The following is a 13662-nucleotide window of genomic DNA, read 5'->3' as shown; positions in this document are numbered from 1 at the left end:
GGCATGAGCAGCCGGATCGCCGTCGTCCCTGGTTCGTTCGATCCGCCGACGCTCGGTCATCTCGACGTGATCCGCCGCGCCGCGTCGCTTTACGACGAGCTCCACGTGCTCGTCGTGCACAACCCCGGCAAAGAGGCCATGCTGCCGATCGCGCAGCGTCAGGCGCTCCTCGAGCAGTCCATCGCCGAGAGCGACATCGACGGCGAGGTCGTCGTGGCCTCGTGGAGCATGGGCCTGCTGGTCGACTACGCGACGGATGTCGGGGCGAGCGTCCTGGTGAAGGGCATCCGCTCGCAGATCGACGTGGCGTACGAGACGCCGATGGCGATCGTGAACCGCCACCTCGCGCACGTCGAGACGGTGTTCCTCCTGCCCGACCCCGCGCACGCGCTCGTGTCGAGCTCGCTGGTGCGTCAGGTCGCCGCGCTCGGCGGCGACGTCTCGCCGTACGTGCCGTCGGCGGTGGCGCGGTTCCTCGACACCGGCGCGCGGGGCATCTGACCAGGAACCGCGGCTAGGCTGGAGTCGTGGCCAGAAAGCATGTGACGGGTCCGTTCGTCCTTCCGATCCGCGACATCATCCACCGCTCCGGCGAGATGCGCGAGCACACCATCGAGGTCCCGGCACCCGCGAAGTGGGGAGAGGGCCTGGTATCCATCCCCGAGGGGGAGCCGGTCGTCGTCGAGGTGCGGCTCGAGTCCGTGCACGAGGGCATTCTCGCCTCCGGCGACATCGACACCGAGTACTCCGGCGTCTGCAGCCGGTGCCTCACCGACATCACCGAGGGGCTCCAAGTCGAGTTTCAGGAGCTTTTCGCGTATCCTGGGGAGGAAGAAGCTGACTTCGAGGTTCAAGACGATCACGTGGATCTTGAAACTCTGGTCAGGGAAGCGGTCGTCCTGTCGCTTCCGTTTCAGCCGGTGTGCCAGCCGGATTGCCCCGGCCTCGATCCGGTCACGGGCGAGCGACTGGCCGATAGCGCCGGATCGCAGCTGAGCGAGCCCCTCGATCCACGTTGGGCCGCGCTCCAGGACTACACCACAGACCACGACGACGAAGCACCGCGCCCCCGCGGTTGATTCCCGGCGTCGAGAACACAGAAGAGAGCAAGTCATGGCAGGTAACCCCCCGAAGCGGAAGGTCTCCCGCTCCAACACTCGTTCGCGTCGCGCCCAGTGGAAGGCGGCGCCCATCACGCTGACGACCACGATCGAGAACGGCAAGAAGGTCTACAGCCGTCCTCACCAGGCGAAGGTCGTCACCGACTCGCAGGGCACTGAGCTGTTCCTCGAGTACAAGGGCCGCAAGGTCGCCGACGTCTGATCATCGCGCACTGACGTGACAGACGTCGCTGCCGAGAGCATCGCGCACGCTGACCTCACACAGAAGCTCGGAGTCGTCATCGACCCCGAGCTTCTGTCGCTGGCGCTCACGCATCGGTCGTGGGCGTACGAGCACGGGCAGGGGCCGAACAACGAGCGTCTCGAGTTCCTCGGCGACTCGGTGCTGGGTCTCGCCGTGACGGTGCGACTGTTCACCGGACACCCCGACCTCGAAGAGGGCGCACTCGCTAAGCGACGTGCCGGTGTCGTCTCCACCGTCGCCCTCGCCGAGATCGCCCGCGGCATCGGCCTGGGGGAGCACCTCCTGCTCGGCCGGGGCGAGATCCTCACCGGCGGTCGCGACAAGGACTCGATCCTCGCCGACACGATGGAGGCGATCTTCGGGGCCGCCTACCTGTCAGCCGGCACGGATGCCGCCACCGGCCTGGTGCTGCGGCTCGTCGAGCCGCTGCTCGCAGATCCCGAGCGCTACGGCGCGGCGATGGATCCGAAGACCGCGCTGCAGGAGCTCGCCGCGCACAGCGGCTTGCAGCCCCCGATGTACGCGGTGACCTCGACCGGACCCGACCACGATCGTCGCTTCACGGCGGCCGTCACCGTCGGCGACCTCATCGCCGAGGGTGCGGGGACGAGCAAGAAGCACGCCGAGATGGCCGCCGCGCTCACCGCGTGGCGCGACCTCAGCGGGCGTGCCTGAGCTTCCCGAGGTCGAGGTCGTGCGCGCAGGCCTCGCGCCCGCGGTCAGCGGCGCCCTGGTGCTCGGCGTCACGGTGCTCGACGAGCGAGCGCTGACGCGGCACTCCGGCGACGCGACGGACTTCGAGGCTCGGCTCACCGGGCGGGTCCTGCTCTCCGCCGCCCGGCGCGGCAAGTTCCTGTGGCTGCCGCTGCATCCCGACGCCGGCGGCGGCACGGCCTCCGATGCCGTCGTGGGCCACCTGGGAATGAGCGGCCAGATGCTGCTGCGAGCCCCGGGGGCGGCTGCCGAGCGGCACGAGCGCGTTCGCATCGACCTGGCGCACCCGCTGCACGGGGAGCTGTCCGTCGTGTTCGCGGACCAGCGGACGTTCGGATCGCTGGCGATCGACGACCTGATCCCGACCGCTGACGGCGCACCCGGCGGACGGGGGTGGGCCGAGGCATCCGTCCCGGCACAGGTCGCCCACATCGCTCGGGATCCGCTGGATCCCGCATTCTCGGATTCCGCCGTCCGACTCATCCTCCGGCGCAAGGACTCGGCGATCAAACGGGTGCTGCTCGACCAGACGATCGTCAGCGGTGTCGGCAACATCTACGCCGACGAGTCCCTGTGGGCTGCGCGCATCCACCCGGAGACGCCGGCACGGGTCCTGTCGACGCGCGCGGTGAACCGCCTGCTGGGCGAGGTGCGGCACGTGCTCGACAAGGCGCTGGCCGAGGGCGGCACGAGCTTCGACGCGCAGTACGTCAACGTGAACGGCCAGGCAGGCTACTTCGCCCACTCGCTCAACGCGTACGGCCGCACCGGGGAACCGTGTCCCCGATGCGGCCGTCCGATCGTGCGCGTGTCGTTCACGAATCGCTCGAGTCACTTCTGCGCGCACTGCCAGCGGATGCCGCGCTCGGTGCCCGGACCCCGTGACGGCGTCTGAAGCGCGCGCCGTTCGTCGGCGAGATCAGAGCTCGAGCACCTTCTTCCACGCACCCGCGTATGAGGCGGGCACGAAGCCGATGGCTTCATTGATGTCGAGCATGTGGCGGTTCTCCTCGGCGTTGAAGGTCGAGACCCGCGGCGACTCGGGAACCAGGTCGCGCCAGCGCAGCAGGTTCGCGCACTTCACGATGGTTCCGAGGCGATGCCCGCGGTGCTCCTTCACGACCAGCGTGCCGAACTGCTGGGTCGCGCCGGAGCGGTCCTCCGCGATGGCGAGTTCGTTGTACGCCGCGATCCGGCCCGTCGGCACGTGCAGCACGACGGCTACCGAGACGGTGAGGCCCTGCGCCTTCAGCCGGGCGTCGCGACGCTGGACGCGTGCGGCATCCCAATGCTGCTCGTCGATGACCAGACCGCCGGCGGGCGCATCTGTCGACATGCGCGAGATCGCGTACGCGAACCCATCGAGGTACTCGGGCGGCGTCGGCGACGTCCACTGGATCGAGCGGTAGTCCTCACCGGCGGTCGCCACCGCCTCGGCGAGCATGCGCTCGACGGTGCCGAAGTCGCCGGTGAGGTCGAAGACGCTGTTGCGCTCCACCTGCTCGAGCGTGAAGCCGCTCGCCAGCTGGAATCGCGTCTGCGGATCGTCGGCGGGGATCGAGCCCCATCCGGTCGGCGGCTCCAGGCGCGGGCCCTCCGTCTGGGGCCGGTGTAGCGTCCAGGTCTGGATGGTGGCGAGTCCTCGTTCACGCGCCTCACGCTCGACTTCGGCGAGCAGCAGCTCCTCGACGCCCTGGCTGCGATGCGGCGGGTCGACCATGAGATCGAACTCCACGGTGCTGGTATCGGCCTGGTTCGAGACCATCAGCTTCACGGCGCCGAGCACCGCGTCGCCGCGCAGCGCGGCGAAGCCGAGCTGGGTCCAGTCGGTCTGGTCCTGCCAGAAGCCGAGGACCTCGTCGGCATCCTCGTTCAGATAGTCGTGACCCGCATCTTCGAGGCAGACCGCGTTGGCGATCCGCACCATCTCGAGGAAGATGCGGGCGTCCGGCGCATCCACCGCTGCGGGAACGGCGATCCGCTGGACGGTCACGACCGCGGTGACGGCGAAATCAGTCATCGAGCACCTTCTTCCAGGCCCCCACGTACGCGATCGGCGCGAAGCCGATCGCCTCATTGATGTCCAGCATCGGCCGGTTCTCCTCTGCGTTGTAGGTGATGACGCGCGCGGATGCGGGCGCCACGTCGCGCCAGGACAGGAGTCCGGCGCACTTGACGAGCGTGCCGAGCTTGTGGCCCCGGTGCTCCTTGAGCACGAGCGTGTCCTCCTGGTGGGACGGCTCGGTGCGGTCCTTGCCGATCACGAGCTCGTTGAACGCGCACAGCTCACCGGTCTCGATGTGCTGCGCAGCGGTCACCTGGATCGTGCGACCGGACGACGTGTAGCGCGCGTCGTGCTCGGCGATGCGCGCGGCGTCCCACGCCTCTTCGGCGAACTCGAGGGCTGCCGAGGGCGCGTCGGTCGACATCCGCGACTTCATCCAGGCGTATCCGGCCACGTACTCCTCAGGGGTGGGGGCGAACCACTGCACCAAGCGGTAACCGGGTGAGGCTGTCTGCGCCTCGGCCAGCAGTCGCTCCACCTCGGCGAACGAGCCTGTCAGGTCGAACGCGCTGTTGCGCTCGACCTGTTCCAGCGCGTAGCCGTGGCGCAGGTAGAACCGGGCGATGTGGTCGTGGGGGATCTGTCCGAAGCCGGTCGGCGGAGCCAGCCGCGGGCCGGCAGTGGCAGGATGCTCCGCCCAGGACTGCAGCACGGTGCGGCCGTGGGCACGCGCGGTCTGCTCGACGAGCTCGTACGCCGCCGAGCCGATGCCGCGACCCCAGGAATCGCGCAGCAGCTCGATCAGCCAGAAGGCCTCCTTCGAACCCGCCTCCTGGGGGATGTCGACGCCGACGCGGCCGATGCACCGCCCGTTGTCCACGATCACCCACGACAGCCGGGTCTGGTACTCGGTCGGGCGGTAGTGGGGGAGCAGTTCGTCCGCGGTGATCCGATGGTCGTCGTGACCGGAGATCTCGCGGTAGATGATGTTGCGCACCCTGACCATCTCGACGAAGTCGGCGGCGTCCGGTGCGTCGATCGAAGCGGGAACGACGAGGGGTCGGAGTTCGAGCCCGGTGATGGTGGTCATGTCGATGCGTCCTTGCGATGTCGATGCGTGTTGCGAGGGGGTGGGGTCCGCCGCCCGGGTGCGGGCGGCGGACCCGGTGGCCGTCACGGCCGGGGCGCGAGGCTGGCCTCGCGGAGGTAGGCGCGTTCACGCTGCGCGGTGGCCTCCTGGTGCTGGAACGCGTGAGCGTGCCGGCGGCGGTCGTCCGCGAGTCGCGGTGCGCGGGTGCTCCACAGCAGGAGACGCAGGCCCACATGGAGGGCGAGGCGGTCCAGGAGCGGGATGCGGGTGTCGCGGCTCGGGAGCCGCAGCGTATCGGGAAGGCCCGATCGGCGCTGCGGCGCAAGGAGAGTGTTCATGATTGCTCTTTCCGATTGTGAAAGGATGCCTCGGCGGGCGCCGGAGGCGGAGATGTCATGCCGCAGCACGACGGAACGAAGGCAGGGGGTGCGCGCTCAGCGCCGCGAAGCGGAGCCAGCGCAGTAGACGAGCAGCGCCCGGAAGCGGGCAGACTCGTCCCCTGCGGGGGTCAGATGGCGGCGGGGAAGCGGCCGCTCAGCACAGCGCCGAAGGAGTAGGTCCCCGACGCGACGGCACGAATCGCTCCGCCATCACGGGCGGCGATTCCAGTGGGGTTCATCAGCATCATCGGGGGACCTCCTTTCTCGACTTCAGACGCGAAGAGTGACGCTACCGCCTCCGGAATACCCGCGTCAAGCTTTCTCCCAGATTCGGCGAACGTATCGCGTGTCGCGGCCCGGCACGCGCTGGGGGTTCGAACGGCGCCGGGCCGCGGACGACAGATACGCAGACGGCTCGTCCTGCGGCCGGTCTACCGGGCGCGACCGCTTCGCTCGGGTAGCGTAGGCGGGTAATCGACCGGGGCGGGGGCGAATCCATGCACCTGAAGAGCCTGACGCTCAAAGGGTTCAAGTCGTTCGCCCAGCCGACGACGTTCGCGCTCGAGCCGGGCGTGACCTGCATCGTCGGCCCGAACGGCTCGGGCAAGTCGAACGTGGTCGACGCCCTCGCCTGGGTGATGGGCGAACAGGGTGCCAAGACCCTCCGCGGCGGGAAGATGGAGGACGTCATCTTCGCCGGCACGGCGACGCGCGGCCCGCTCGGCCGTGCGGAGGTGCAGCTGACGATCGACAACAGCGACGGCGCGCTGCCCATCGAGTACGCCGAGGTCACGATCAGCCGCACGCTCTTCCGCAACGGCTCGAGCGAGTACGCGATCAACGGCGACTCCTGCCGGCTGCTCGACGTCCAAGAGCTGTTGAGCGACTCCGGGCTCGGCCGCGAGATGCACGTGATCGTCGGTCAAGGGCGACTCGACAGCGTGCTGCAGGCGACTCCGGAGGACCGTCGGGGCTTCATCGAAGAGGCCGCCGGCATCCTCAAGCACCGGCGGCGCAAGGAGAAGACGCTCCGCAAGCTCGACGCGATGGAAGCAAACCTCACGCGCCTGAGCGATCTCGCCGGCGAGCTGCGCCGGCAGCTGAAGCCGCTCGGGCGGCAGGCTCAGATCGCCCGGGAGGCCGCGACCATCGCGGCCGTGGTGCGCGACGCGAAGGCCCGGCTGTTCGCCGACGAGATCTCGGGGCTCCGGGCCGAGCTCGCATCGCACGCGCAGAGCGAGCAGGAGCGTCACGCCGAACGGATGGTGCTGCAGGACCGACTCGACAACTCCCGGGTCCGCATCGAGCAGCTCGAGAACGACCAGCGCTCGGAGAACGTGGACCGCGCCCGTCGCATCGCCTTCGGGCTGGAGCGCGTTCAGGAGCGCCTCCGTGGCCTCTACGCGCTCGCAGGCCAGCGACTGGCGCTGCTCGGCGACGCCGAGGACGAGGAGCGGATCGAGTTCACCACCGTGTCGCAGGCGATGATCGACGAGGCGCGTGCCGAGATCGACGACGTCTCGGACGGAATGGGGGCCTCGCAGGACGCTGCCGCGGCGGCCGCCCGCGATGTCGTGCGGGCCCGCGCCGAGCTCGACGCCCTCGATGTCGACATCGCCGCGCAGAGCGCGCTCGTCTCGGAGCACGACATGCGCATCACGGCCCTGCGGGGGACCGCCGAGGCCGCGGCATCTGCTCTCGCCGCCGTCCGCACGGCCGTCGAGCGGCAGCAGAAGGCGCTGGATGCCGCGCTCGCACGCCGCGCGGAGGCCGAGGAGGTCCTCGCCGGGGTCGACCCCGACGTCGTGCCCGATGCGTCAACGGCCGATCACGCCGCCGCGTATGAGCGCGCGCAGCGCGACGCCGCCGAGGCGGAGGCCGCGGTGTCGGCGCTGCGCGAGCGTCTGCATGCGGCGGAGCGGGAGCGTGAGGCGCTGACGGCGCAGACGGCCGCGCTGAGCAGGGCGCTGGATGTGAAGAACGGCGCCTCTGCGCTCATCGCGCAGGGTCGCGATGGCGTGCGCGGTCTCGTCGGCGACGCGGTGCAGGTGAAGTCGGGGTTCGAGGCGGCGATCGCAGCCGTGCTGGGCCCGATCGCGGAAGGCGTGCTCGTGGAGGACCGCGCGAGCGCATTCGCGGTGGCGGAGGCGGCACGCGATGCCGAGGCGGGCATGGTCGACATCGTCATCGCGGAGGCGGGCACGATGCGGCCCGCGTTCCCCGAGCTGCGCGGCGTCGTCCCCGCAGGTGAGGTGGTGACCGCACCCGAGGGTGTGCTCGGGCTGCTCTCGTACGTCGTGGTCGTCGACGACCTCGAGGTCGCGCGCGAAGCCGGTCCCGCCCTGGCGGACGCCGAACTCGGCGGCCCGCTGACCCTGGTGACCCGACGCGGAGAGGTCTACACGGAGTACTCGCTCCGCGCCGGTGCCGGCTCGTCCCGCTCCCGGCTGGAGCTCGCCGCGGAACGGGATGCCGCAGCCGAACGCCGCGACGAGATCACCGTCGTGGCGGAATCGCTGCGGGAGGCGCTCGGCGACGCGACCCGCGAGCTCGAGTCCGCGCGTCAGCGCACCAGGACGACGCTCGCCACCCTCCGAGAGCACGATGCGGCCCTCGCCGCCCATGCCGAGCAGGTCAATCGCGCGACTGTCCGCCACGAGGCCGCTGTCGCCGAGTGCGACCGGCTCGCCGCCGGCGTTGCCCAGGCCGCCGCGGCGGTCGAAGAGGCCGAGGACTCGGCTCGCTCGGCTGAGGACCAGCTGACCGCGGCCCTCGAAGCCCCGCGGCCGATCCTCGACGCGTCGGCGCGCGAGGGCATGCTCGCCGAGCTCGAAGCGGCGCGTGACGCCGAGATGCGCGCGCGGCTGGACGTCGAGACCCTGCGCGAGCGCATCCGTGCCGGAGAGGCGCGTGTCGTCGCACTCGAACGGCAGCGCGAACGCGAACGCGAGGCCGCCGCGGAGGCGGCGCGACGGGCAGTCGTGCGCCGTGCGCAGCGCGAGATCGCCGCCGGCGTCGCGGGGCAGCTGCCCGCCGTCATCGACTCCGTCGACCGCTCGCTGGCGCAGGCGCGGGCGGAGCTCGCCGCCGCGGAGTCCGAGCGCACGGCTGTGACCACCGAACTCGGGCAGCTCCGCACCCAGGAGAGCGCGCTGCGCGAGCGCCTGGCAGGCCTCACCGAGAGCGTCCACAGCCTGGAGCTGCAGATCCACGAGAAGCGCCTGCACGTGGGTGGTCTGCTCGAACGCGTGCAGTCCGAGCTCGGGCTCGACGAAGACATTCTGATTTCGGAATATGGACGCGATCAGCCTGTTCCTGTCGCCGCAGACGCCGATCCCGCGCAGCCGGACGTGGCAGCCGATGCCGATGACGACGGAGACGACGTCGCGGTGCGCACCGTTCCCTTCGACCGTGCACAGCAGCGCAGGCGACTTCAGGAGGCGGAGCGCAAGCTCACCCAGCTGGGGCGGGTGAATCCCCTCGCACTGGAGGAGTTCGAAGCCCTCGAGCAGCGTCACAAGTTCATGACCGAGCAGCTCGCCGACCTCACCCAGACCCGCAAGGACCTGCTCACGATCATCGAGGAGCTCGACGAACGGATGCAGTCGATCTTCCTCGCCGCGTTCGAAGACACGAAGGTCGCGTTCGGCGAGGTGTTCCCGATCCTGTTCCCGGGAGGAACGGGATCGATCGCGTTGACCGACCCCGACTCACCACTCACGACGGGGATCGAGGTCGCCGTGCGCCCGGTCGGCAAGAAGATCGAGCGGCTGTCCCTGCTCTCGGGCGGCGAGCGTTCGCTCGCAGCGGTGGCGCTGCTCACCGCCATCTTCAAGGCGCGGCCGAGCCCTTTCTACATCCTCGACGAGGTCGAGGCGGCGCTCGACGACGCGAACCTCGGTCGTCTGCTCGGCGTCTTCGAGCAGCTGCGCGCCTCGAGCCAGCTCATCGTCATCACGCACCAGAAGCGCACCATGGAGATCGCCGACGCGCTCTACGGGGTGTCGATGCGCCAGGACGGCGTCTCGGCCGTCGTGGGTCAGCGCATCGTGGAGCGTGTGGCCTCCTGACGGACTCGGCCACTCGGCCATGGCAACCGCCGCAGCAGCGGCGGAGTAGCGTTCCCGTATGCACACCTCAGCGCGGGCGGCGGGCCTGGTTCTCGCGGCATTCCTGTTGACCGCGTGCACTCCGGACGTGTCCGGTGCCCGGCGCGCGACGCCCGAGCCCACGGGGTCGGCGTCAGCCGAGGCGACCGCGACGCCGGAGGCCGGCGAGGACGCGGCCATGCCTCCCACCGACATCACCTTCGAGGCGGGCGCAGAGCTGGACCCGGGATCCTGGCGGGTGGGCTGGGACGACCGGCTGATGGCCGCAGACGAACGCTTCGCGGTGTCTTCACCCGACGACGGCAACGGCAGCTGGGCGTACCTCGATGGGCAGACGCAGTGCACGATCGCGTTCTATCAGGGCGCGATCACCGACCTGGAGCTCGGGGCGGACGACCGCGCCAGCACCGACAACATGCTCGCCGCGGTGCTCAGCACGCAGATCCCGGGCGTGACGGCCGCGGATGTGACGGCGAACGCGTCGGACGACTACGTGGCGCAGACGACGCAGGAGGGCACGGTCGACATCCGCCTGGTCGGCGGCAGCGGCGGCGGTGGCGGCAGCGAGGCCGGCTGGAGCGAGTTCGGACGAACGTTCGGCGCGCTGGGCACGTCGCTCGTCGTCAATGTGGAGTGCCCCGCGGGGCACGACGTCGGCACCGAGGTGACCGCCCTCCTCAACGAGTACGTCGGGATCGCGATCGCACCCGCGTCGGACTGATCGGCGGCGGCCCTAGGCTGGAGGAATGGCAGAGAGCTCCTGGTCGCTGGGCCGTGCGCTGCGCGGCATGTTCGTCAAGCCCACGATCGACGAGACCACCTGGGAAGACCTCGAGACCGCGCTGCTGACGGCGGACTTCGGCCCCGACATCACCGAACGCATCGTCGACGAGCTGCGCGAGAAGGTCGAGCGCTACCGCACGACCGACCCACGCGATCTGCAGCGGATGCTGAAGGAGACGCTCGAGGAGCACTTCGCGAAGTTCGACACCACCCTCCGCCTCACCGAGCGGCCGGCCGTCGTGCTCGTCGTCGGGGTCAACGGCGTCGGCAAGACCACGACGATCGGCAAGTTCGCGAAGTTCCTGCAGCGCTACGGGCGGTCCGTGGTGGTCGGCGCGGCCGACACCTTCCGCGCGGCGGCCGTCGACCAGCTCGCGACCTGGGCCGAGCGGGGCGGGGCGACGATCGTCCGGCCGCAGCAGGAGGGGCAGGATCCGGCATCGGTGGCCTTCCAGACCGTCGAGTACGCGAAGAGCACCGGCACCGAGATCGTGCTGATCGACACGGCGGGACGCCTGCACACCAAGGGCGGGCTGATGGACGAGCTCAGCAAGATCCGCCGCGTCATCGAGAAGCAGGCGCCGATCAGCGAGGTGCTGCTGGTGCTCGACGCGACGACCGGTCAGAACGGCGTCATGCAGGCGCAGGCGTTCCTCGAGCACGCGGGTGTGACCGGCCTCGTGCTGACGAAGCTGGACGGCTCGGCGAAGGGCGGATTCGTGCTCGCCGTACAGGAGCGCACCGGGATTCCGGTGAAGCTGCTGGGCCAGGGCGAGGGCATCGGCGACCTCACCGGCTTCACTCCGCACGTCTTCGCGGCATCCCTCGTCGACTGAATCCGCCGTCGCGGCAGACCGAATCCGCGCCATGCCGTGTCCGGGCTATCGCGGACGCGCTGGTTGCTGTTTCATTGGGACATGGCGATCGAGCACGACTACTTCGGACTCCTCGAATCGGGGCCTGACGGATCGATCTTCTGGTCGGAGAACGTCGACCTGGGCGACCAGTCCGTCACGGTCGATCTGACCGCGCCCGATCAGGACGATGTGTCGGAGGCTGCCCTCGACGTCGCCGCGGCCCTCATCTCGTCGATCGAAGACATCGACGGGAGTGCCCGCAACGCCATGGTGAACGAGCTGAACGATCGCACCAGCGAAGTCACCGAGTACATCCTGCAGCAGCAGGAGGCGCTGGGAGAGGCCCTTGAAGACGCGCTCGTCGACATCTCGGGCGACATCCAGATCGACGTGATCCGCTCGCTGCAGCTCATGAGCATGACGATCCTCGCCGACGAGCACGGCGGCTCCGACCCGTTCGCCGTGCTGGAGTACGCGCTCGATCCGGACGCCACCGACGACGTGCTGCTGGTCAACCTGGATTCCGCCGGCGCGGTGCTGTCGGTCACGAGCGCAGACTGACCCGCTCGATGCTGCTGCTCCGCTGAGCCGTCCGGTGTCGTCTCACCTCTCTGAGTGAGGGGGTCGGATGCCGGCGGTCGGGCCTCTCTCTGTCAGACCGCCTGCGCGAATCCGCGTTCGACGTGCACGTCCTCGGCGATGTGCGCCAGGTGCGGCGGAATCTCGCGGCCCTTCGAGAGCATCGACTGCGCCCACAGGCGCCCCGCCCGATACGACGAGCGCACCAGTGGCCCCGCGAGCACTCCGAGGAATCCGATTCGCTCGGCCTCGTCTTTGAACTCGACGAACTCCTGCGGCTTGACCCAACGTGCGACGGGAAGATGCCGGGGCGACGGCCGCAGATACTGGGTGATCGTGATGATGTCGGTGCCGGCGGCGTGGAGGTCTTCGAGCGCCTGCACGACCTCCTCGGGCTCTTCGCCCATGCCGAGGATGAGGTTCGACTTGGTGATGAGGCCGGCATCGCGGGCCTGGGTCAAGACGTCGAGCGACCGCTCGTAGCGGAAGGCGGGCCGGATGCGCTTGAAGATGCGCGGCACCGTCTCGACGTTGTGCGCGAAGACCTCGGGGCGGCTCTCGAACACCTCGCGCAGGAGCGCCGGGTCGCCGTTGAAGTCGGTCGCGAGGATCTCTACGCCCGTGTTCGGGTTCATCGCGTGGATCTGCCGCACCGTCTCGGCGTGGAGCCATGCGCCGCCATCCGGCAGATCGTCGCGTGCGACCCCCGTCACGGTGGCGTAGCGCAGGTTCATGCGCACCACACTCTCGGCGACACGGCGCGGCTCGTCGATGTCGTAGTCCGCCGGCTTGCCGGTGTCGATCTGGCAGAAGTCGCACCGGCGCGTGCACTGCGAGCCGCCGATGAGGAAGGTCGCCTCGCGGTCCTCCCAGCACTCGTAGATGTTGGGGCAGCCGGCCTCCTGGCAGACCGTGTGCAGCTCTTCGCTCTTCACCAGCGAGTGCAGCGCCTGGTACTCCGGGCCCATCTTCGCCTTGGTCTTGATCCATTCCGGCTTGCGCTCGATGGGCGTCTGCGCGTTGCGCACCTCGAGGCGCAGGAGCTTGCGCCCCTCCGGGCCCGAGGCAGCGGCACCCGCCGTGCCCGGAGCGCCTGCAGCCCCGCCAGGAGCACTGCCGCACGCACTCATGCCGGCACCCCCGCGAAGTCGGCGGCGAACACGCGGCTCACCGTGTCGATCACGTCGCTCGGGCCGATCTCGGCGCCGGCGACTTCGCTGATCGTCGTGACTCCGGCATCCGAGATGCCGCACGGGATGATGCCGCGGAAGCCGGCGAGGGAGTTGTCGCAGTTGAGCGCGAAGCCGTGCATCGTCACGCCGCGCTGCACCCGCACGCCGATCGCCGCCACCTTGTCTTCGCCGAGGGGGCGCCGCACCCAGACGCCGCTGCGACCCTCGACCCGGTAGCCCGCGATGTCGAACTCGCGCAGCGCCTCTATGAGGAGGTGCTCGATGCGTCGCACGTGCGCGACGACGTCCACCGGCTCGGCGAGCCGCACGATCGGGTATCCGACGAGCTGCCCGGGCCCGTGCCACGTGATCTTGCCGCCGCGGTCGACATCCACGACGGGCGTGCCGTCTGTCGGACGCTCGTGCCGCGCCGTGCGCGCGCCCGCGGTGTAGACGGCCTCGTGCTCGAGCAGCAGCAGCGTGTCGGGCCGGGCGTCCGCCACGACCTCGGCGTGGATGCTGCGCTGGAGCGCCCACCCGTCGAGATACGGCACGTAGTCGGGGGACAGACCGACGGTTTGGATGTCGAGCATCGCACTCCTTCACTC

General features: G+C 69.9%; 14 protein-coding genes. 9 read left to right on the top strand and 5 right to left on the bottom strand.

What is annotated here, in order from left to right:
* Positions 1-3 precede the first annotated feature (3 nt).
* From coaD to mutM, 5 genes are read left to right on the top strand one after another with little or no spacing between them, the layout of a single operon-like run.
* Positions 4-501, top strand: coding sequence for a pantetheine-phosphate adenylyltransferase (gene coaD / locus B1729_RS06615; RefSeq protein ID WP_163617369.1), 498 nt, complete (start codon positions 4-6; stop codon positions 499-501).
* 41 nt (positions 502-542) lie between these two features.
* Entirely contained in the window at positions 543-1079 is a 537-nt protein-coding gene (locus B1729_RS06610) for a DUF177 domain-containing protein (RefSeq protein WP_163617540.1), read from the top strand.
* 34 nt (positions 1080-1113) lie between these two features.
* Positions 1114-1323, top strand: coding sequence for a 50S ribosomal protein L32 (gene rpmF, locus B1729_RS06605; protein WP_163617368.1), 210 nt, complete (start codon positions 1114-1116; stop codon positions 1321-1323).
* A gap of 15 nt (positions 1324-1338) precedes the next feature.
* A complete protein-coding gene (gene rnc, locus B1729_RS06600; RefSeq protein WP_163617367.1) occupies positions 1339-2040 on the top strand; it encodes a ribonuclease III in 702 nt (233 codons plus the stop codon).
* Positions 2033-2974: a bifunctional DNA-formamidopyrimidine glycosylase/DNA-(apurinic or apyrimidinic site) lyase gene (mutM, locus tag B1729_RS06595; protein ID WP_163631422.1), complete on the top strand. Its 942-nt coding sequence runs from the start codon at positions 2033-2035 to the stop codon at positions 2972-2974. The genes rnc and mutM overlap by 8 nt, the downstream gene beginning before the upstream one ends.
* A gap of 24 nt (positions 2975-2998) precedes the next feature.
* Here mutM and B1729_RS06590 read toward each other — a convergent pair whose 3' ends face one another.
* The 3 genes from B1729_RS06590 to B1729_RS06580 form a co-directional block, all read right to left on the bottom strand.
* The gene (locus tag B1729_RS06590; protein ID WP_163631421.1) at positions 2999-4099 is read right to left on the bottom strand and encodes a GNAT family N-acetyltransferase; all 1101 of its coding nucleotides are present in this window, start codon (positions 4097-4099) and stop codon (positions 2999-3001) included.
* Positions 4092-5174 carry a GNAT family N-acetyltransferase gene (locus B1729_RS06585; protein ID WP_163617364.1) on the bottom strand — a complete coding sequence of 361 codons (1083 nt, stop codon included), beginning with the start codon at positions 5172-5174 and terminating at the stop codon, positions 4092-4094. The genes B1729_RS06590 and B1729_RS06585 overlap by 8 nt, the downstream gene beginning before the upstream one ends.
* A gap of 83 nt (positions 5175-5257) precedes the next feature.
* Positions 5258-5512 (bottom strand): hypothetical protein, encoded by a 255-nt coding sequence (locus tag B1729_RS06580; protein ID WP_163617363.1) that lies wholly within the window; start codon positions 5510-5512, stop codon positions 5258-5260.
* 539 nt (positions 5513-6051) lie between these two features.
* Between B1729_RS06580 and smc the strand changes: the two genes are divergently transcribed.
* The 4 genes from smc to B1729_RS06560 all read left to right on the top strand — a co-directional run bounded on the left by smc (position 6052) and on the right by B1729_RS06560 (position 11864).
* The gene (gene smc, locus B1729_RS06575) at positions 6052-9624 is read left to right on the top strand and encodes a chromosome segregation protein SMC (RefSeq protein ID WP_163631419.1); all 3573 of its coding nucleotides are present in this window, start codon (positions 6052-6054) and stop codon (positions 9622-9624) included.
* A 58-nt stretch (positions 9625-9682) separates the two neighbouring features.
* Complete coding sequence (locus tag B1729_RS06570) at positions 9683-10384, top strand: hypothetical protein (RefSeq protein WP_163617361.1); 702 nt, start codon at positions 9683-9685, stop codon at positions 10382-10384.
* Between the two features lie 25 nt (positions 10385-10409).
* A complete protein-coding gene (gene ftsY, locus B1729_RS06565) occupies positions 10410-11282 on the top strand; it encodes a signal recognition particle-docking protein FtsY (RefSeq protein ID WP_163617360.1) in 873 nt (290 codons plus the stop codon).
* A gap of 81 nt (positions 11283-11363) precedes the next feature.
* A complete protein-coding gene (locus B1729_RS06560) occupies positions 11364-11864 on the top strand; it encodes a DUF2004 domain-containing protein (RefSeq protein WP_163617359.1) in 501 nt (166 codons plus the stop codon).
* Between the two features lie 92 nt (positions 11865-11956).
* Here B1729_RS06560 and lipA read toward each other — a convergent pair whose 3' ends face one another.
* On the bottom strand, positions 11957-13012 hold the full coding sequence (lipA, locus tag B1729_RS06555; RefSeq protein ID WP_239525771.1) for a lipoyl synthase: 1056 nt from the start codon (positions 13010-13012) through the stop codon (positions 11957-11959).
* Positions 13009-13647 (bottom strand): lipoyl(octanoyl) transferase LipB, encoded by a 639-nt coding sequence (gene lipB / locus B1729_RS06550; protein ID WP_163617358.1) that lies wholly within the window; start codon positions 13645-13647, stop codon positions 13009-13011. The genes lipA and lipB overlap by 4 nt, the downstream gene beginning before the upstream one ends.
* Between the last annotated feature and the right edge of the window lie 15 nt (positions 13648-13662).

This window comes from Microbacterium sp. B35-04, assembly GCF_010634885.1.
Taxonomy (GTDB): Bacteria; Actinomycetota; Actinomycetes; order Actinomycetales; family Microbacteriaceae; genus Microbacterium.
Note: the sequence above shows the minus strand (reverse complement) of the source record. Positions and strands in the feature narration are given on the sequence as shown.